The following is a 19449-nucleotide window of genomic DNA, read 5'->3' as shown; positions in this document are numbered from 1 at the left end:
GGCAAGACCTCCGGTTGTTATTGCTTCTGTGCCTTCTCTTCGTGGTACTCCTGCTCGGTGTTAATGCTCCACACCGATTTCTTGTCCACATGTCCCGCCGCAATCCCATCCACAACGGCCATCGCCGTCAGCATGGAGTGGTCCTGGTTGTTGTACTTGTGCATCCCATTGCGCCCCACCAGGTACAGGTTCTCGAACGTATCCACCCACACCCGCAGCTCATCAAAGCGGTCATACGTTCCAAAGTACGCAGGATACGTCTTCGGCACCCGCACCACATGGCTGTCCAGCACCTCGGCCGTCTTCAGAATCCCAATCTTCTCCAGCTCACCTGCCGCAAACGTCTTAAGCGCCTCATCCGGCATCGACCACAGCGCGTCGGTCTCGTAGCAGAAGTACTCCAGCCCAATCCACACCTTCGTCGGATCGGCCAGCATATACGGGCTCCAATTATTGAAGATCTGCAGCCGCCCAATCTGTACATCCGGCTCCTGAATATAGATCCAGGTGTCCTTCACCAGCCCGCCGTCCGGCTCCGTCACGTCGAGCTTGTTCGCCAGCACACCCACCGTAATAAAGTCGCGATACTCCAACCCCTCGCTCACCTCGCGCACGCTTGCCGGAACCGCGGCACCGCCAGCATCCATCGCGCGCACAAGGTCACGCATCGGCATCGTCGAAAGAAAATAATCTCCCTCAATCTGCTGCCGTTCGCCGCTTTCGCTCACCGCCTCAACACCCACCACGCGCCCGTTCTCTGTCAGGATGCCAACCACCTTCCACCCCATCCGGATGTCGCCACCCAGTGCAACAACCTGGTCCGCAACATGCTCCCACAGCTGCCCCGGTCCAAACTTCGGATACAGAAACCGCTCAATCAGAGACGTGTCTGTTCCTTTCTGCGTAATGTCCTTCTTGCCATCAACATCCTTCGGAGCCGCAGTGAGCGCCTTCTTCACAAAGTGCTTCAGCGCCGTCGTCAGCGACAACCCCTTGATCCTCTGCGCTCCCCACTCCGCCGAGATCTTGTCGCACGGCGTCCCCCAAACCTTCTCCGTATAGCTCTTGAAGAACGTCAGGTACAGCTCGCGCCCAAACCGGTTGATCAGAAAATCCTCAAGGCTCTTTTCTTCTTCAATCGGCCGCACACGGCTCATCACATAACTCACACCGATCTTCGTCATCCGCGCCGGCCCAAGGTTCTCAATCGTGCTGCGGCTCAGTTTGATCGGGTAGTCGAAGAACTTCCGCAGATAGTAGATGCGGCTCTTCCGCGGCCGCACCAGCATCACTAGGTCGGCACTTTCTGGCTCATGCGTCGTCACCACCGCGACGACCTCTTCATCCGGAACCATCTCTTCTTCCTCATCCAGCAGGTCCTCTTCCATCGGAGGCTCATGATGCAGCGGCCCCAGCCCGCGCAGCGGAGGCTCCTCAGGCAGATGCGCCGGCACCGCGACCACTCTCTGCTTGCCCTGATAGCTGATCTCCGCCGCTGCATCCTCCGGAGGCATCAGGTCCATCCACCACTGCATCACGCGATCGCTCTTGGAAAAAAACCGGTGTCCGCCGATATCCATCCGGTTGCCCTTATACCGAATCGTCCGCGAGATCCCACCAATCTCCTGCGACGCCTCCAGCACCACAGGCTTCACATCCGTCTTCCGCAGAAACTCCAGCGCCGCCGTCAGCCCCGCCGGCCCCGCTCCGATAATGATCGCCCGCTTGCCCATCGTCTCCTTGCCTCCGCGCCGCAACCTTACTCAGCCAGCTCCCGCAGAGGCCTCTGTCAGCTTATCGCATAGACACAGTGCCTCCAGAAACAGCAAGGCCGGAGACTTTCATCTCCGGCCTCTATTTGCGTGCAAACTTCAGTGCAGCTTACGCACCCACCTCGCGGTTCGTCACCACAAACTGCAGCGCGCCCTTCTCCGCATCGATCTTCACCGTATCGCCATGCAGCACACTGCCGTCCAGGATCTTCATCGCCAGCGGGTCCTGCACCAGCCGCTGGATCGCGCGCTTCAACGGCCGCGCTCCATAGGCCCGGTCATACCCGGCCTTGAAGATCGCCGCCCGCGCCGCATCCGTCAGCTCTAGCACGATCTTGCGGTCCACTAGCATCGCCTGCAGGTCCTTCAACCGCAGATCGACGATGTGCGTCAGTTGGCTCTCCGCCAGCGGATGGAACACGACGATATCGTCCACGCGGTTCAGGAACTCCGGCCGGAAGTGCTTGCGCAGCTCCTCCAGTACGCGCGCCTTCGCGTCTTCGAAGCCCTCTTCGCCCTCGGCCCATGCCGTCGTCAGCGCACTCGCACCAATGTTCGACGTCATAATCAGCACCGTGTTCTTGAAGTCCACGGTGCGTCCCTTCGAATCCGTCAATCGCCCATCGTCCAGCACCTGCAGCAGCACATTGAACACATCCGGATGCGCCTTCTCGATCTCGTCGAACAGCACCACCGCATACGGCCTGCGCCGGATCGCCTCCGTCAACTGTCCGCCTTCATCGAACCCGACATAGCCCGGAGGCGCTCCAATCAACCGCGCGACGGCATGCTTCTCCATGTACTCGCTCATGTCGATGCGCACCATCGCCTGCTCGTCATCAAACAGGAACTCCGCCAGCGCACGCGCCGTCTCCGTCTTGCCTACACCCGTCGGCCCCAGGAAGATAAACGAGCCAATCGGACGCTTCGGATCAGCCAGCCCCGCACGCGAACGTCGAATCGCATTCGCAACGGCAGTCAGCGCTTCATCCTGTCCAACCACGCGCTCCCGCAGACGCTGCTCCATCTGCGTCAGCTTCTGCACCTCGCCCTCGAGCATCTTCGACACTGGAATCCCGGTCCACTTGGAGACGATCTTCGCAACATCCTCCTCATCGACCTCTTCCTTCAACAGCCGCGACGCCGCATCGCCGGCCTTGGCATCCGCCACACCGGCATCCTGCGTCGCCGTCAGCGCAGCAAGCTCGCGCTCTGCCTTCGGAATCTCGCCATACTGCAGCTCTGCCGCGCGCTGCAGATCGCCCTTCCGAGTCGCCTCCTGCATCGCAAACCGCAGCTGCTCCAGCTTCTCCTTCAGCGCAGCAATCTCGCCGATCGCACCGCGCTCCTTCTGCCACCGCGCACGCAGACCAGCCGCCTCTTCACGCACCTCGGCCAACTCACGCTCCACCTCAACCAGCCGCTCCTTCGAGTTCACATCGCTCTCGCGGCTCAGCGCGGCCTTCTCAATCTCCAGCGACGTAGCACGCCGCTCAAGATCGTCAATCTCCACCGGCACCGACCCAATCTGGATCGCCAGCGCAGCGGCAGCCTCATCCACCAGATCAATCGCCTTGTCCGGCAAAAATCTGTCCGAGATATACCGATGCGACAACTCCGCCGCCGCCACAATCGCCGAGTCCTTGATCCGCACCTTGTGGTGCGTCTCATACCGCTCCCTCAGCCCGCGCAGAATCGCGATCGTGTCCTCGACATTCGGCTCGCCGACAAACACAATCTGGAACCGCCGCTCCAGCGCCGCGTCTTTCTCGATGTACTTGCGATACTCATTCAGTGTGGTTGCACCAATGGCACGCAACTCGCCGCGAGCCAATGCCGGTTTCAGCATGTTGCTCGCGTCGATAGCACCTTCCGCAGCACCGGCGCCTACCAGTGTGTGCAGCTCATCGATGAACAGAATGATCTGCCCATTCGACTCGTCGATCTCCTTCAGCACAGCCTTCAGCCGTTCCTCAAATTCCCCTCGGAACTTCGCCCCGGCAAGCATCGATCCCAGGTCCAGCGAGATCACCCGCTTGTCCCGCAGAATCTCCGGCACATCGCCCATAAAGATGCGACGGGCAAGGCCCTCAACGATGGCTGTTTTTCCAACGCCAGGCTCGCCAATCAGCACCGGATTGTTCTTCGTCCTCCGGCTCAGTACCTGAATCACGCGACGGATCTCCTCATCGCGTCCGATCACCGGGTCCAGCTTGCCGCGCCGCGCCTGCTCCGTCAGGTCCTTCGCATACTTCTCCAAGGCCTGAAACTTACCCTCGGGGTTCTGGTCCGTCACCCGCTGCGACCCGCGCACCGCCTGCAGCGCCTTCAAGATCGCCGCATGGTCGGCACCCAGCGCCGCAAGCGCCAACTGAACCGGCTCACCCTTCTGCTTCGCCAGCGACAGCAACAGATGCTCGGTCGACACATAGTCGTCCTTGAAGGTCTCAGCCTCCTTGAACGCACCGTCCAGCACCTTCGTCAACGCCTGCCCAACCGTCGGCTGCGCACTCGCGCCCTGCACCTTCGGCAGCTTTGCAATCGCCGCATTCACCGTTGCCAAAAGCTGCTGCACCGGAACCCCAACCTTCTCCAGCACCGGCAGCACGACGCCTTCCTTGTCCTCAAGCAGCGCCGCCATCAAATGCAGCGGCAACACCTCAGGATTGCCGTTCTCCGCGGCACTCCCCTGCGCCACCTGCAGCGCCTCCTGCGACTTCACCGTAAATTTGTCCCACTTAATCGCCATCACCAATACCTCGCTCTACAAAACTCGTTGATATTTAGACGCAACCCCGTATCGCAGGGATGCAAAACCTTAGCGAGTTACACTCATATTCCATCGAAACCCATCTTTGCATCCAAATTCCCAGCCGTCCGTGACCTCCATCACTCCATCCCGGCCCCTCAACTGGCTATTCGACCGCGACCATGGCCCCGCCGACCGCCTCATCTCCCGCTGGCTCTTCCTCCGCGCCCTCGGCCTCATCTACTTCTCCGCCTTCTTCGCTCTCGTCTTCCAGGTCAAAGGCCTCATCGGCTCCCAGGGCATCCTCCCCGCCGCCCAATACTTCGCGAGGCTCCATCAGCTCGGCCCAATCCGCCTTTGGTACGCACCATCTCTCCTCTGGCTCCATCCCTCCGACGCCATGCTCACGGGCCTCATCTGGACAGGCCTCATCGCATCCCTACTGGTCGTCGCCAACATCCTACCGCGCACCGCGCTGCTCGTCTGCTGGCTCTGCTTCCTATCCTTCGTCACCACCGCGCAGGACTTCTCCATGTACCAGTCCGACGGCATGCTCCTCGAAGCCGGCTTTCTCGCCCTCTTCGTCGCACCCAACGGCCTCTTCCCCGGCTGGGCCCGCCGCTCTCTCGCCTCCCGCGCCGCCCTCTTCCTTCTGCTCTGGGAGTGGTTCCGCATCTACTTCGAATCCGGCGTCGTCAAACTCACCTCCGGCGACCCCACCTGGCGCAACCTCACCGCCATGTACGAGTACTACCAAAACGGCCCGCTCCCCACCTGGATCGGCTGGTACCTCCAGCACCTTCCCCACTGGTTCCAGCGCGGAACCGCCGGCGTAACCCTCTTCATGGAGCTCATCCTCATCTGGATGGCCTTCATCCCACGTCGCGGCTGGCGTCTAGCCTGCTTCCTCATCGTCACCGCCTGGCAGATCGGCGTCATCGCCACCGCCAACTACGCCTTCCTCAACTACCTCGTCCTCATCCTCGCCATCCTCCTCCTTGACGACGCCACTCTCCTCCGCTTCGTCCCCCAACGCTTCCGCTCCGGCCTCAACTCACCGGCGAGTACCCCAACCGTCACCATCCTCCCCGCTGCTGAAGAGGCCCCCGCCAAAGATGTGTCATCTCGACCGGAGGCGCGCAGCGCCGCAGCAGAGAGACCTGCATTTGCCCCCGCCACTGAACCTGAGTCAAACGGCCCCAGCCTCGGCCGCCACCTCAGCGCCATCCGCCTCGCGATCACCACCGTCCTCCTCACCTGGATCGCCTACGTCACCTTCGCCGGCCTCATCGCCACCCTCTGGTCGGCATCCCCACTCCCTCAATCCCCCACCGCGGCGCTCGAACCCTTCCGCATCGCCAACGACTACGGCCTCTTCGCCACAATGACCCCACACCGCTACGAGATCGAGTTCCAGGGCTCCAACGACGGCCAGACCTGGACCCCTTATCCCTTCCTCTACAAACCGCAGGACGTCCACGCATGCCCCCGCATCTACGCCCCCTACCAGCCCCGCTTCGACTGGAACCTCTGGTTCGCCTCGCTCCAACCCTGGCAGCAGTCCCCCATCGTCCCACTCACCGAGCTCCGCCTCCTCGACAACGACCCCACCGTCCTCACGCTCTTCGCCGGCAACCCCTTTGCAGGCCATCCACCCCGCTACATCCGCGCCGTCCTCTGGCAATACTGGTTCAGCACACCCGAGCAAAAGCGCACCCAACATATCTGGTGGACACGCCAATACCTCGGCACCTTCGCACCCACCCTCACCAAAAATCCCACTGGAGGCTACATCTCCGTCGCCGACGCCAACCTCGACGGGCCGCCTCAGGACTAAGGGCCACCAAAAGAAATGGGCGAGGCAGCAGCTTCGCCTCGCCCAACACCCGCTGTCTCGCTCGAACAGCGGTCTCTTACGCCTTCGCGGCAGCTTCCACCTGCTTAGGGGCCTCGCCAACCTTCACTTCGATCTGCTTCGGCTTCGCCTCTGGTTTCTTAGCCAAGCTTACTGTCAGCACACCGTCAGTCGCCGTCGCCGACACCTCATCCGTGTTCACCGAGGGAGGCAGCGTAAAGCTGCGCACAAAGCTTCCGTAACGGCGCTCGATCCGGTGAAAGTTCTCTTCCTTCTCTTCCGACTCGAACTTTCGCTCGCCCTTCACCGTGAGCGCACGCCCCTCGACACGAATGTCCAGGTCCTCACGACGAATCCCCGGAATCTCCAGCTTCAGCACCAGTTTCTGTGCATCTTCATAGACATCCACGGCCGGCACAAAGTGCCCCATCGCCAGTATCTCCGATCCCTCCGAGACATCCCCGCCCGGGCGGGCGAACTCTTGGAAGATCGAGTTCAGCCGGTTCTGCAACACGGCCACGTCACTCAACCCACTACGAAAGGGCACGAATCGCGTGATACTCATAACGTCTATCTCCATCCTTCTCCATAGAAATCGCGTTGCGAATCAGCCTTGAAGACTGACTCACGCTACTTTGGACGCATAGTGAGTTAAATGGTTGCATAAAATATGAGTGTGTTTACATCAATGATTCCCTCCACAACCTCATCCATCCGTTCTAACCCCAATCCCATCAGCACATCCCTCGTGGCCGCAAGGGTCACCATCCGCACTGCCGCCACTCCCCGCAAATGCAGCAGGTCCGCCGTCGGCGCGTCCCGAATCAGCCCACCCTTCAGCGGCAGGTCCTCCGCCACAACTTCCGCCTCTCCAACCGACGCCGCATACATCATGTACTGACCGGCATATTTCTCCATCTCTTCATCCACCTCCCCCTCTGTCGCCCCACGCTTCACCAACTCATTCTGCAGCCGCGCCAGGTACACCCGCGTCGGCCCTTCCTGCCGTGCTATCTCCGCCTCCGTCCGCAGATAGCTCCCCCTATCGGCCTTGCCGATCAACGCCTCACGTAGCATCTCGCCATCGACGGCCCCGCCGCGGCTCAAACTCGGCAGTTCATAGCTCTCTTTCAGTATCCAGTTCAGTACCACAATCACCTCCAGGTGCACCAGCACTCGCCCAGTTGTCTCCGTGTTCCAGGACCCCTCCGGGGCAGCCAGCATCGCCTGCAGGCTCGTCGGCACACTCTCCCACAGCCCTTCCGCGCGAAGCCGCTGCAACTGCGCCGCACGCACCGCTCCCACCGGAGCATCCGTTGCCACGCCAGCATGGAGTCCCACCTCACGTGCCGCGCGGCTCACCATCGTCGCCACAATCTTCCGTCGTGCCAGCATGCCTTCGCGCTGGCTGGGAGCCGTTGCCCGCGCCAGGCTCAGCGTCGTCGTCTCATTGCGTCGCTTCATCCAGCGCCTTACAGTTAGCGCCAGCGCATACATCAATACCACTGTGCCAATCCCCCACCAGCCTCCTCCATATCGATGCTCAAACCACCCCATCGGCCCGAAGATCAGCACCACCACCCCGGCAACCGTCGCAATCGACAGCACCACAACACCCACCCGTCCTCGCGATGGCGCATGCTCGCGCATACGCGGTACATCGAACCGCAGTTGTCGCCACCAGCGCAGGATCAGGTTATTGCTCGCCATTTCGTCTTGCCGATTCTATGCCGGCATCCCCAACTTTCTATCGTCTCACCGTAAGATGATTGGGAAACGAGTGATAATGCCCAACCCCTCACAGAACATAGACCGCCGCCGCTTTCTCACAATTTCCACAGCCGCAGCCCTAGCTGCGCGATCCACATTCGCACAGCCAGCCAAAAGCGCCCTCGCGGACGCCTACGCCATGGTCGCCGCTGCCGATCACGACCGCATACTCCGCCACGCCGGCTACTGGCTCAACCAGCCCCCGCAGACCATCACCAGCTTCCCTACCCCCAAGAGCCCCGGCACCATCCACGACTACTTCTCCGAGGCCGACTACTTCTGGCCCAACCCCGCAAACCCCACCGGCCCCTACAAAGAGATCGACGGCAAGAGCAACCCCGCCAACTTCCAGGACCACCGCCGCGCGCTCATCCGTCTCAGCCAGTGCGTCCCCTCCCTTACCGCCGCCTGGCGTCTCACCCGGCAGGAGCAGTACGTCAAAGCCGCAGCCGCCCACCTGCTCGCCTGGTTCGTCACTCCGGCCACGCGGATGAACCCCAACCTGCAATACTCACAGGGCTTCCACAACGGCCCCACAGGCCGTTCCTACGGCATCATCGACACCCTCCACCTCGTCGAAGTCGCCCGTTCAGCCGCCATCCTCAGCGACTACCTCCCACCCATGCAATGGACCCCACTCCTCGCCTGGTTCCACGAGTACCTCGGCTGGATGAAGACCAGCGCCTTCGGCATCAAGGAGCGCGACGCCACCAATAACCACGGCATCTGCTGGGGCCTCCAGGCCGCCGAGTTCGCCCGCCTCCTCAACGACGAGGACACCCGAGCCGAGGTCCGCGACCGCTTCATCAACATCCAGCTCCCCGGCCAGATGGCCCCCAACGGCGGCTTCCCCCGCGAGCTCGCCCGCACCAAACCCTACGGCTACTCCATCTTCAATTTCGACGCCGCATCCACCCTCTGCTGGTCTCTCAGCTCTCTCGACGAAAAGCATCTCAGCTACACCGGCCCCGCCAACGCCGCTCCGGTCGAAGCCACTCCCGCCACCGTCGACCCCGGCGCACTCATCCGCTACACCCTGCCCACCGGCCAGAGCGTCTGCCAGGCCGCCGCCTTCCTCGAACCCTACCTCGCCGACAAGTCCACCTGGCCTTACCCGCACGACGTCCAGCACTGGGACAGCTGGCCCGTCCGCTCCCCCGGCCTGCTCTTCTGCGGCCTCGCCTGCGACAAAGCCAACTACCTCGCTCTCTGGAAGCGCCTCGACCCCGACCCCACCGACCCCGAGGTAATCCGCAACTACCCCATCCGCCAACCCATCCTCTGGGTCTAAGCCGCGCCTGCGTAGAGCACCTGTTGCAAACCCGTTATCATGAGTCATCTCCGCACGAGGTGACGCATGAAGCAGTGGCTCTCCGCAGTCGTTGGTCTCTCTTTTCTCGCATCCAGCTCCCTCAACGGCATCGCGCAGTCACCCGCTCCCCAGCCTGCCTATCTCTCTGAGACCCCCATTACCGCCCCGCACGCTATGGTCGTCACCATCGACCACTACGCCACCGACGCCGGCGTCGAAGTCCTCAAGGAAGGCGGCAACGCCGTCGACGCGGCTGTAGCCGTCGGCTTCGCCCTCGCCGTCGTCTACCCCAACGCCGGCAACATCGGCGGCGGAGGCTTCATGCTCATCCGCCCCGCCTCCCGCAAGCTCGCCGGCGGCAAACCCCGCTTCCTCGACTACCGCGAAAAGGCCCCCGCCGCTGCCACGCGCGACATGTACCTCGACGCCAAAGGCAACATCATCCCGCACAAATCCACCCGCGGCGAAGCAGCCTCCGGGGTTCCCGGCACCGTCGCAGGCCTCACCTTCGCCGAGAAGCACTACGGCCGCCTCGGTCTTGCCAAGGTCATGGCCCCCGCCATCCGCTACGCCCGCGAGGGCTTCGTCCTCGACCCCGAAGTCGCCCAGCTGCTCCACTCCTCGCAGATGACCCCCTACGCCGATTCACGTCGCATCTTCCAGCGCGACGGCGACTTCTACAAACCCGGCGAGACCTTCAAGCAGCCCGAGCTCGCCAGCACCCTCGAACGCATCGCCGCCGACCCCGACGACTTCTACCGCGGCAAAATGGCCCAGCAGATCGCCGACTTCGAGAAGGCCAACGGCGGCCTCATCACCGCCCAGGACCTAGCCAGCTACCAGTGCAAGGAGCGCACCCCGCTCGTCGGCCACTACCACGGTCTTGAGGTCCTCACCTCGCCGCCGCCCAGCTCCGGCGGCATCGTCCTCCTCGAAATCCTCAACATCCTCGGCGGCTACGACCTCCCGAAACTCGGCCCCGACCGCAGCCCCGCGCAGATCCACTACATCACCGAAGCCTTCCGCCGCGCCTACATGGACCGTTCCGACTACCTCGGCGACCCCGACTTCAACCCCCACATGCCGCTCAAGCAGATGGCCAACCCCGCCTACGCCGCCGCCTGGCGCACTACCATCGACCCCATCAAGCCCTCGCCTAGCGCCACACTCGTCCGCCCCGCAGGCTTCATGCCTCCCGCGCCCGACCTCGCCCCCATCGCGCACGAGTCCAACGAGACCACGCACTTCTCCGTCGTCGACGCCGACGGCAACGCCGTCTCCAGCACCTACACCCTCAATTTCTACTTCGGCTCCGGCGTCACCATCGGCCCCCTCGGCTTCCTCCTCAACGACGAGATGGACGACTTCACCAGCAAGGTCGGCGTCCCCAACGGCTTCGGCCTCATTCAAGGCCCCGCCAACGCCATTGCCCCCGGCAAGCGCCCGCTCAGCTCCATGACCCCCACCATCGTCAGCGAGCCCGACCACCACTTCCTCTTCTTCAAACGCCCCGGCCAGCTGCGCCTCGTGCTCGGCACCCCCGGCGGCTCCACCATCATCACCACCGTCGCCAACGACCTCATCTCCGTCGTCGACAACGGCCTCAACATCCAGCAGGCCGCCGATGCCCCGCGCTTCCACCACCAGTACCTGCCCGACATCCTGCAATTCGACAAGTTCTTCGACCCCACCACCGTCGCCGCGCTCAAAGCAACGGGATACAAGACGATGCAGCAAAGCGAGTTCGACGAAAAGGCCCCCGGCGTCTGGGGAGACAGCGAGCTCATCGCCGTAGACCCCCACAAAGCCCCGGCGAAAAGCACGGCATGTTGATGGGCGGCCACGACCACCGCAAAGACTTCGGCAAAGCCGCCGGCTACTGATCGCGCATCCGTACGCCGTGTGCAGAAGCAGTCAGTCACTGCAAGCGCAGGAGAATCTATGAAGAGACGAAGAATCCCGGGGCTTATCGATCTGTTCGAAGTCAGCGATGCCAATGAGATCAAGGCTCTGGCTCGCGACCCCCACCTCGATCGCAAGTTTGAAACACCCACATGCCCCATCAACTGGCTGCTACTGAAACGGTCTCTTGAGGTGCTGTCGTTTGGTAGACATCGTTTCCCAACGATGATGCCGCGGGAGGACGCACAACGCGTATCCAGACAGCAGGAACTGTGGAACACCCTGACCGAAAAAGCAGCCGCTATCAAGAGTGGCCCCGCCGAACTGGAACCCTTGGCAGACTGGGTCAGAGGCGTTGGCTCCGATGCCCAGTTAGGCATCCTCGTTCAGCAGCTATTAGGGCAACTGTTCTCCAGCAGGTTCGTAGCAACGGAGGAAAGCTGGAATGCCGCAAAGACCCTTGTGTCGGCCCCGCGGTCGAAGAATTTCCCTCTGATGCTGTGGTGGTTTGTCGGCGGCAAAGTCAGACGTGCGAAGCGTTTGCTTGCCGGCTTGGTGAACGAGGATCTTTCCGCAGTAAACGCCATCGGCATCGCTGTACACAATGTTGTAAAGAGCCTTCGCCACATGAGGGATCTTTACTCGAACGTTGAGCTCAGATCGAGTTTGTCGGCAGAGGCAGCGGCGGAACAATGCCTGTTTGCACCTGTCAGTGTCTATCGTCAAGCCACTGCCGCAGGACAGTTGGGTGATTGTCCCTACTCCCGGCACTCCTTGTTCGTGCTCTCCATCGGAGAGGCTGCCCAACAGCCCGAAGGCCGGTCTCTCGTCTTTATGGAGGACAGCTGGAGCCGATGCCCAGCCAACCTTTGGGTTCCCGGAATGCTGCAAGGTGTTTGGGACCGTGCCTGCCTATCCGCTTAACCTCATTGGGACACTCTCTCCTGCTACCGACATGCCGACTTGTAGGGACTTATAGGAGAGTCTCTATCAATTGGCCAACCGGGATAGAAGACTCCATGTCTTCCAAAAGTACACAACCCTACTCTGAGTGCATTTAGACTACGGGCATGTTTGAAACAGCCACATATGATGACCCTCTAGTCCTTGATCCTGCAATACGAGCACGGTGGGCATTTCTTGAAACTAGTTCTGCCGCTGCAGTACTTCGTTCTGTATGCCCCACAGAATGGGCCGACATCGCCTCCATCTTGGGTTCATTCCACCTTGATCCGTCCCGGTGGTTGGTTGCAGGTGGAAATCGCGGCGATATTGCAAAACAGATTGACGGCATGTTCGGTGAACGAGGCTGGCGAGAGACCCGAGTAGACCTTTCTACAAAGGGAATTCTGAAGAATAAAGCGAATGAAACTGTTGAAGAGCTGGCTGCGGTATATCAAGAAGGTTATCTTGTTGACAACTTCAAGGGGCGTGTCGCGCTTGATGTTGAGTGGAATGCCAAAGACGGCAACTTGGACAGAGACTTGTCAGCCTATCGTGCTTGGCATGAGGCGGGCGTAATTTCTGCTGCTGTTCTGATCACGCAGGATAGGGTCAGGCTCAAGGAGCTTGCAGAACGGTTATGGCGTGAGTATCAGCAAGCGCTGCCAGAGGCGCAACGAAACCGAAAGTTGCCCATTGATCTTGCAACATCCACAACAACCAATCTAGAAAAGGCCGCGCTTCGCGTTCGCCGAGGCGTCATGGGAACCTGTCCTCTGCTTATTGTCGCTGCCACACCTGAAACATGGAACCAGCAAGCGTATACAGCAGGCTAATCTCCCGCAGCAGCAACTACGGAGCGCGAGTGGTTGGAGTAGGTCTTCCAACTCGGCTCATATGAATCGTCTGCTTGGTTTCCCCAACCTACCCATTTCTTGCGATCACCACGAGCAAACAACTCGAGGAAGGGTCCTGGACTACAGGCTTCGATGAGATCGTATTGCTCGTCTGGCTTGCGGGAATGCTCTCGCTTCCGACTGCTCAGATAGTTAACCTGCGTGCGTCCAGGCTGCAGTGTGCGTGCGTTCTTTCCACGCACGCCGAACAGAATAAGTTCCGTTACATTCCGGAAGTAGAACCCAACCCCACGTCCATCCGACCCGCCGTCTTTGCGGATCTTGTGCCACACCAGATTGCTTTTGTACTGGAATCCCCAGGCTCGCATCACTTCCAGGCCTTCGGGGAGCAGAGCGTTGGGAACCCAGAGGTAGAGATGAGCGGTATCCGTGGCAATCGGAGCGACGGGGAGATCTTTGATCTCTTCGAGCGTCATCGTGCCATATCGGGAAAGGCGCTTGTGTTCGGGCGCGACCTTGCCTGTCCGATTTTGAAATTGCCACGGCGGATCTGCGAGAATTGTCCCAAATCTGCGACCGGCTGCAACGTTGAGCAAGTCTTCGCCGACTGGCGAAAGTGGGAAAATGGGAATCACTTTGTTGCTCCTATTCATGACTCGCCCCCGCAAAAAGTGGCCATTGTTCAGCAACGTATCTTTCTGCCGCATCCCTGATTACCCAAGCCACTGAAACCTTCTTCTGCTTCGCGATGCTCTCAAGTGACGAATACACCTGAGAGGATAACGTCACGGATGTTCGCGTAGAAGGTTCGCTACTAGATTTGCGTGCCACGATTCCCTTTCCGGCCTACCGCACCACATTACACCACATTGCTGCTTTCGCTAAGTGGAAATCAGGGAATTGTTGACACTGAATAGACGAAAAGCCGACTGGCCAAATTTTCTCGCGAATCGGTAGGCCATTGTCTGAGATGCGAGCGCCTGCCTCTCAACGGGAGGCGAATCTGAACTTGTTGACGAGGGTTAAGAAGGCCATCTACTCGTTGAGAATTAGTCCTGATAAACGGTATTGTCGTCACCGAACTCTCGCCAATTCCTGAACCTTCCTCAGCCGCCAGCGACTACTTCTTCCCCAGCGCTTTCTCCGCCAGCGGCTCCATAATCGCGTACCCCTCCGCATTCGGATGCACGCCATCAATGCTGATCCCCGGCTTCATCCCGCCGTTCGCATCCGCCATCGCCGAGTAGTAATCCAGGTACGTCATCTTCTTCTGCATGCAATACTCCGCGATCCACGCATTCAGCTCCCGTATCTTCGGCGCCGGATTTTGCCCTCGATGCCACGGATAGTCCGCCGTCGGCAGCACCGACGCCAGCACCACGCGGATATGGTTCGCCTTCGCCAGCTCCGTCATCGACATCAGGTTGTCTTCGATCATCCCCAGCGTAGAAGGCCCTGTGTTCCCCGCAATATCGTTCGTCCCCGCCAGGATCACCACCGCATCCGGGTGCAGGTCGATCACATCCTGCCGCATCCGGATCAGCATCTGCGGCGTCGTCTGCCCGCTGATCCCGCGGTTCACATACGGCTTGCCCGGAAAGAACTTCCCGCCGTTCCGCACCCACGCATCTGTAATCGAGTCCCCATAGAACACCACACGCCCCTTCTCCATCGGCGCCAGCTCCGCATCCGCCGCCCGATACCGCGCCAGACCCGCAAAGTCATCCACCTTCGCCTGTAGCGAGGCGATCTTCCTCACCTCCGCCGTCTCCGGCCCTGCGGTCTGCGATACCGCGCTCCGCTGCCCCACCATCGCACCACTCTGCACCGCCAGCACCAGCACCGCACTCAAAACCAGTCGCATACGCTCCATCACCTTGCCTGAGATTTTAGGTGGTCTCACTCTTCGCATGCAGGAACCACCCAATTACCCCTACGCTGGCCTTGCAGAAAATGCCCCTCCCATACTTACTGTGTCATCTCGACCGGAGCGAAGCGCAGTGGAGAGACCCTATATCTTGCACGGAAGCACCACGAAGATTGACGCCATTCATCGCTCCTCACTTTGGAAATCGTGTTCTTATGCAAGCTGGGTACCTGTCAACCCCTAACACCCATAACCCACACAATTCAAACGACATCGAGCTACATCTTCTACCCCTCTCAACACCTATAATGGAACTAGGAAAAAGGTCCGCACCCATCGCTCCGACAAGGATGAAAGGACTGGGGATCAGACCTTCACAAGTCCACCCATAACCGCCATCTTTTCAGGATCTTCGATCAAAAAGTATCCGGGGGGAGGGGTAGCCCCACCCACGCCGTTGTTCGCACGCTTTCCACCTCCGATTCACAGCCATTCGCACACGTTTGGGATAGCTTGAAAGGATGCGTCCCGGCATAGCAACTCACGTCTTCCTCCAGCAGCGTCTCACCCCCGCTCTGCTCGACACGCTCGTCCGCGGCGGTGCCTCTGCCATCGAGGTCTTCGCCGCGCGCCACCACTTCGACTACACCGACCGCGCCGCTACCCAGGAGCTCGCCAACTGGTTCCGCTCCAGCAACGTCGCCGCCGCGCTCCACATGCCCCTCTTCGCCGACGAGACCCACTGGACCCGCCACACCGCGCCAACCCTCAACCTCATCAGCACCAACAAGTCCACCCGCATCGAGTCCATGGACGAGGTCAAGCGAGCCCTCGAGTCCGCCGAGCAGGTTCCCTTCACCACCTGTACCCTCCACCTCGGCCTCAAGGACGACCAGTGGGACACCCGGGCTCTCGATGACTCCCTCACCGCCATCGAGCACCTCAAGGCCTTCGCCGGCCCACTCGGCATCAAGCTCCTGCTCGAAAACCTCACCAACGACGTCGCCACGCCCGCGCACCTCATAGAGATAGCCAACATCGGCCACTTCAATACCATCGGCTTCGCCTTCGACCTCGGCCACGCCCACCTCGGCCAGTCAGTACCAGAAACCCGCGACAAGCCTGCGACTTCCGCCCTCGAACTGGCCTTCGCGGCCTTCGCCCCGGTCGCAGCCAGGGTAGCCACCCTCGACATCCACGACAACAACGGCGTCCGCGACGAACACATCTGGCCGCACCTTCAGTCCGTTAGCGGCTCCATCGACTGGACCTTCGTCCGGCGCGCTCTCGCAACCCTGCCGCCCGACACCATCGCCAACCTCGAGCTGGCCCACGAATTCGGCGAAGACCCTGCGGACGTCGCTAAGCAGTCCGCTGCCGCCTTCCAGCACCTCGGCTTGTAGAAGGCGCTGGCACGAACTGGTAGCCCGACGCTTTAGCGTCGGGTCTCATAGAACTACTACTAAGACGAAGGGGCTTCAGCCCCGGAGGTCATGCCTCCTCTCAGTTCTCAACCGGCATCTTGTCCACCGAATCGATCACGATCGTCTGCACCGGAACACGCCCCGGCTTAAGCTCCAGCCCAAGTGCTTTGTGTATCGCCACCGTAAGCGATGGCAACGAAGCGTCTGCATCTGGATCAGCTGCAAACACAAAGCTCACATCGTAGCTTCCCGAAATCCCGGTCTGATCGACTACCGGAAAACCCGCTGGCTTGGTCAACATCCGCGCCAGATACGGCATCGTCCAGTTCGAACCCTTCATATTGCCGCCCTCGACATCGATCCGAAACCCCGGCCAATGCTCGCCTTTCGTCGGCGTCAGCTTTGGACCACCTTTGGCGACCACCAGCGCATAACCGCGCTGCTTACGCATCTCTGCATGCGCCTCCAGATGAAAGCGCTCGTGCAGCAACCCCTGTAGACACGTCTTGATCTCATCGCCGGTAAGCTTTGCTCCGTCCTGCGCCTTGGCATTTACGTCGTAGAGGTTCGCACTAAACCAGCCAGGCTCATTCGCAACCTGGCTCGCATCCACACCATAGGCGATCATCACCAGCCGCTCCAGCGTCACGTGGTTCGCCACAAACCGGTCATGCCCTGGAGGACCCCATGAACCCGTAGCAGGGTCGGCACTCGGCGGACAAGCCCGAACAGTCGCCGCCTCAAACGCCGTAACCTGCGCCGAAAGCGAGCAGCTTCCAACAACCATCGTCCACACCACAACACCGCGCAGAAGATGCCTGAACAAGAGCCTCATTGTGTCAACCCCAGGTCCTTCAGCATCGGTGCCACGCTCGGCTTTCCGCCCAGCCACCGTTCGTACAGGGTGTCCAGGTCCTCAGTGTTACCACGCGACAGCACCATCCTGCGGAAGCGGTCTCCGTTCTCGCGCGTCAACCCGCCGTGGTCCTCGAACCATTGGTACGCCGCATCGTCCAGCATCTGCGTCCAGTCATACGCGTAATATCCCGCCGCGTACCCATTCGCCCAGATGTGTAGAAAGTAGCTCGACCGGTACCGTGGTGGCACAGCCGCCAGGTTCATCTTCGTACGCTCCAGCGCAGCAGCTTCGAACTTATCAACATCCTGTAGGGGAGCATCCGCCGGCAGCAGATGCCACTGCATATCCAGCCCCGCGGCCGCCAGCGCTTCGGTCACCTTGTACCCTTCATCGAACGTCGCAGCCTTCTTGATCTTCGCCACTAGTTCCTCTGGCATCGGCGCTCCGGTCTTGTAGTTCTTCGCATAGTTCTTGAAGATCTTCGGATACAGCGCCCAGTGCTCATTGAACTGCGACGGAAACTCCACAAAGTCGCGTGGCGTGTTTGTCCCTGACAGGCTCGGATACACCGTGTCCGCAAACGTCCCATGCAACCCATGCCCAAACTCATGGAACATCGTTATCACATCATCGAAGCTGATCAGCGCAGGCTCCCCCGTCACAGGCTTCTGAAAGTTCGCCACGTTGTAGATCACCGGCAGCGTCCCCAGCAACTTCGACTGCCCCACAAAGTTGCTCATCCACGCGCCACCATCCTTGTTATCGCGCTTGAAGTAGTCGAAGTAGAACAGCGCCAGCGGCTTGCCATCCGCGTCGAATACCTCATACACCATCACATCTGGCTGATACACCGGGATGTCCTTGCGCTCCTTGAACGTCAACCCATACAGCTCATGCGCTGCATAAAACACACCATCCTGCAGCACGCGATGCAGCTCAAAATAAGGCTTCACCGCGCTCTCATCCAAATCGTACTTCGCCTTCCGCACCTGTTCCGAGTAGAAGTTCCAGTCCCACGGCTGCACAGTAAAGCCACCATGCTGCGTATCGATCACTCTCTGTATCTCCGCCTGCTCGCTCCCGGCCTTCGCCGTCGACGGCCCCACCAGCGCATCCATAAACTTCAGCGCCGCCTCCGGAGTCTTCGCCATCTGGTCTTGCAGCGCCCACGCCGCATAGCTCGGATACCCCAGCAGCTTCGCCTTCTCAGCCCTCACCTGCGCCAGCCGCGCCACTGTCGACCGCGTATCGTTGTCACCCCCGCGCTCCGTCCGCGTCCACGAGTCCTCAAACAGCGCCTTCCGCGCCGCGCGATTGCTCATAAACGTCAGGTCCGGCTGCTGCGTTGTGTTCTGCAGCGGAATCACATACCCCTCCTGCCCACGCCCCTTCGCCGCCTCGGCCGCTGCGCTCACCTGGGCATCGCTCAGCCCCGCCAGCGCTGCTTTGTCTGCCGTCGCAAACGCAGCGGCCTTCGTCGCCGCCAACAGCTTGTTCGTAAACGCATTCGAAAGCACCGACTCTTCCTCGTTCAGCTTCTTCAGCTTCGCCTTGTCCGCCTCCGACAGCTTCGCCCCAGCCTTCACAAACTGCTGGTAGTCCACCTCCAGCAACCGCATCTGCTCCGCATCCAAACCCAACGTCGCGCGCTTCGCATACAGCGTCTCCACCCGCTTGAACAGCTTCGTGTTCAGCATGATCGCGTCCTGCAGCGCCGTGCGCTCCGGCGTCACAATCTCCTGCACCTTCTGCAGAGTCGGGTCCGTATTCGCCTGCGTAATCCCATCGAACACCAGCGTCACGCGTGTCAGTAGTTGCCCTGTCTTCTCCATCGCCTCAACGGTGTTCTCAAACGTAGGCGCCGCCGGATCATTCGCAATCGCCTCCATCTCCTTGCGCTGCTTCGTGATCCCCGCCTCAATCGCAGGCTGATAATCCGCATCCGTAATCTTGTCGAACGGCGGAGCCTGAAACGGCAGCGTGCTCTTCGCATAAAACGGGTTCGAGGGCCCAAAACTCTGCGCCTGCGCCATCGCGCCACTCACCATCACCGCACCCAGCACCACGCCCGCCTCGGCCATCCGCATCATCCTTCCCAACATCCAAAACCTCCGCTTATATCACTTTCGACCCTACGCCA

At 60.7% G+C, this 19449-nt stretch carries 14 protein-coding genes; 6 read left to right on the top strand and 8 right to left on the bottom strand.

The window, feature by feature from the left end; translation table 11 throughout:
* Nucleotides 1–17: 17 nt before the first annotated feature.
* Together GOB94_RS09100 and clpB are read right to left on the bottom strand one after the other, a co-directional pair.
* Nucleotides 18–1733, bottom strand: coding sequence for an NAD(P)/FAD-dependent oxidoreductase (locus tag GOB94_RS09100; RefSeq protein WP_182275635.1), 1716 nt, complete (start codon nt 1731–1733; stop codon nt 18–20).
* 148 nt (nt 1734–1881) lie between these two features.
* Entirely contained in the window at nt 1882–4521 is a 2640-nt protein-coding gene (gene clpB / locus GOB94_RS09095) for an ATP-dependent chaperone ClpB (protein WP_182275634.1), read from the bottom strand.
* Between the two features lie 130 nt (nt 4522–4651).
* On the opposite strand from clpB, the gene GOB94_RS09090 reads away from it, so the two are divergent.
* Complete coding sequence (locus GOB94_RS09090) at nt 4652–6358, top strand: lipase maturation factor family protein (RefSeq protein WP_182275633.1); 1707 nt, start codon at nt 4652–4654, stop codon at nt 6356–6358.
* 76 nt (nt 6359–6434) lie between these two features.
* Here GOB94_RS09090 and GOB94_RS09085 read toward each other — a convergent pair whose 3' ends face one another.
* Both GOB94_RS09085 and GOB94_RS09080 read right to left on the bottom strand, forming a co-directional pair.
* Entirely contained in the window at nt 6435–6941 is a 507-nt protein-coding gene (locus GOB94_RS09085) for an Hsp20/alpha crystallin family protein (protein WP_182275632.1), read from the bottom strand.
* A gap of 86 nt (nt 6942–7027) precedes the next feature.
* Nucleotides 7028–8086 (bottom strand): hypothetical protein, encoded by a 1059-nt coding sequence (locus tag GOB94_RS09080; protein ID WP_182275631.1) that lies wholly within the window; start codon nt 8084–8086, stop codon nt 7028–7030.
* 76 nt (nt 8087–8162) lie between these two features.
* Here GOB94_RS09080 and GOB94_RS09075 point away from each other — a divergent pair, with 76 nt between their 5' ends.
* From GOB94_RS09075 to GOB94_RS09060, 4 genes are all read left to right on the top strand, one after another.
* Nucleotides 8163–9437, top strand: coding sequence for an alginate lyase family protein (locus GOB94_RS09075; protein ID WP_182275630.1), 1275 nt, complete (start codon nt 8163–8165; stop codon nt 9435–9437).
* A 66-nt stretch (nt 9438–9503) separates the two neighbouring features.
* Nucleotides 9504–11291: a gamma-glutamyltransferase gene (ggt, locus tag GOB94_RS09070; protein WP_255483777.1), complete on the top strand. Its 1788-nt coding sequence runs from the start codon at nt 9504–9506 to the stop codon at nt 11289–11291.
* Nucleotides 11292–11399: 108 nt separating this feature from the next.
* A complete protein-coding gene (locus GOB94_RS09065; RefSeq protein ID WP_182275629.1) occupies nt 11400–12284 on the top strand; it encodes a hypothetical protein in 885 nt (294 codons plus the stop codon).
* Nucleotides 12285–12430: 146 nt separating this feature from the next.
* Nucleotides 12431–13138, top strand: a complete 708-nt coding sequence (locus GOB94_RS09060) for a BglII/BstYI family type II restriction endonuclease (protein ID WP_182275628.1) — start codon at nt 12431–12433, stop codon at nt 13136–13138.
* Here the strand turns inward: GOB94_RS09060 and GOB94_RS09055 are convergent.
* Nucleotides 13135–13794, bottom strand: coding sequence for an MT-A70 family methyltransferase (locus tag GOB94_RS09055; RefSeq protein WP_255483776.1), 660 nt, complete (start codon nt 13792–13794; stop codon nt 13135–13137). The two genes, GOB94_RS09060 and GOB94_RS09055, sit on opposite strands and share 4 nt — an antisense overlap.
* 485 nt (nt 13795–14279) lie before the next feature.
* A complete protein-coding gene (locus tag GOB94_RS09045) occupies nt 14280–15023 on the bottom strand; it encodes an SGNH/GDSL hydrolase family protein (RefSeq protein ID WP_220464899.1) in 744 nt (247 codons plus the stop codon).
* A gap of 524 nt (nt 15024–15547) precedes the next feature.
* Between GOB94_RS09045 and GOB94_RS09040 the strand changes: the two genes are divergently transcribed.
* The gene (locus GOB94_RS09040; protein ID WP_182275626.1) at nt 15548–16429 is read left to right on the top strand and encodes a TIM barrel protein; all 882 of its coding nucleotides are present in this window, start codon (nt 15548–15550) and stop codon (nt 16427–16429) included.
* Nucleotides 16430–16529: 100 nt separating this feature from the next.
* Here the strand turns inward: GOB94_RS09040 and GOB94_RS09035 are convergent, their stop codons facing one another.
* Nucleotides 16530–17276, bottom strand: a complete 747-nt coding sequence (locus tag GOB94_RS09035; RefSeq protein ID WP_182275625.1) for a TIGR03435 family protein — start codon at nt 17274–17276, stop codon at nt 16530–16532.
* Between the two features lie 5 nt (nt 17277–17281).
* Nucleotides 17282–19411, bottom strand: a complete 2130-nt coding sequence (gene dcp, locus GOB94_RS09030) for a peptidyl-dipeptidase Dcp (protein WP_255483773.1) — start codon at nt 19409–19411, stop codon at nt 17282–17284.
* Nucleotides 19412–19449 lie beyond the last annotated feature (38 nt).

It is taken from the genome of Granulicella sp. 5B5, from assembly GCF_014083945.1.
In the GTDB taxonomy this organism is placed as follows: Bacteria; Acidobacteriota; Terriglobia; order Terriglobales; family Acidobacteriaceae; genus Granulicella.
The sequence above is the reverse complement of the archived record's forward strand: the minus strand, read 5'-3'. Positions and strand labels throughout refer to the sequence as shown.

Excerpts from the sequence above, each read along its gene's own strand:
- GOB94_RS09100 (WP_182275635.1), bottom strand. The coding sequence starts at position 1,733 with ATGGGCAAGCGGGCGATCATTATCGGAGCGGGGCCGGCGGGGCTGACG.
- clpB (WP_182275634.1), bottom strand. The coding sequence starts at position 4,521 with ATGGCGATTAAGTGGGACAAATTTACGGTGAAGTCGCAGGAGGCGCTG.
- GOB94_RS09085 (WP_182275632.1), bottom strand. The coding sequence starts at position 6,941 with ATGAGTATCACGCGATTCGTGCCCTTTCGTAGTGGGTTGAGTGACGTG.
- GOB94_RS09080 (WP_182275631.1), bottom strand. The coding sequence starts at position 8,086 with ATGGCGAGCAATAACCTGATCCTGCGCTGGTGGCGACAACTGCGGTTC.
- GOB94_RS09075 (WP_182275630.1), top strand. The coding sequence starts at position 8,163 with ATGCCCAACCCCTCACAGAACATAGACCGCCGCCGCTTTCTCACAATT.
- ggt (WP_255483777.1), top strand. The coding sequence starts at position 9,504 with ATGAAGCAGTGGCTCTCCGCAGTCGTTGGTCTCTCTTTTCTCGCATCC.
- GOB94_RS09065 (WP_182275629.1), top strand. The coding sequence starts at position 11,400 with ATGAAGAGACGAAGAATCCCGGGGCTTATCGATCTGTTCGAAGTCAGC.
- GOB94_RS09060 (WP_182275628.1), top strand. The coding sequence starts at position 12,431 with ATGTTTGAAACAGCCACATATGATGACCCTCTAGTCCTTGATCCTGCA.
- GOB94_RS09045 (WP_220464899.1), bottom strand. The coding sequence starts at position 15,023 with ATGCGACTGGTTTTGAGTGCGGTGCTGGTGCTGGCGGTGCAGAGTGGT.
- GOB94_RS09040 (WP_182275626.1), top strand. The coding sequence starts at position 15,548 with ATGCGTCCCGGCATAGCAACTCACGTCTTCCTCCAGCAGCGTCTCACC.
- dcp (WP_255483773.1), bottom strand. The coding sequence starts at position 19,411 with ATGTTGGGAAGGATGATGCGGATGGCCGAGGCGGGCGTGGTGCTGGGT.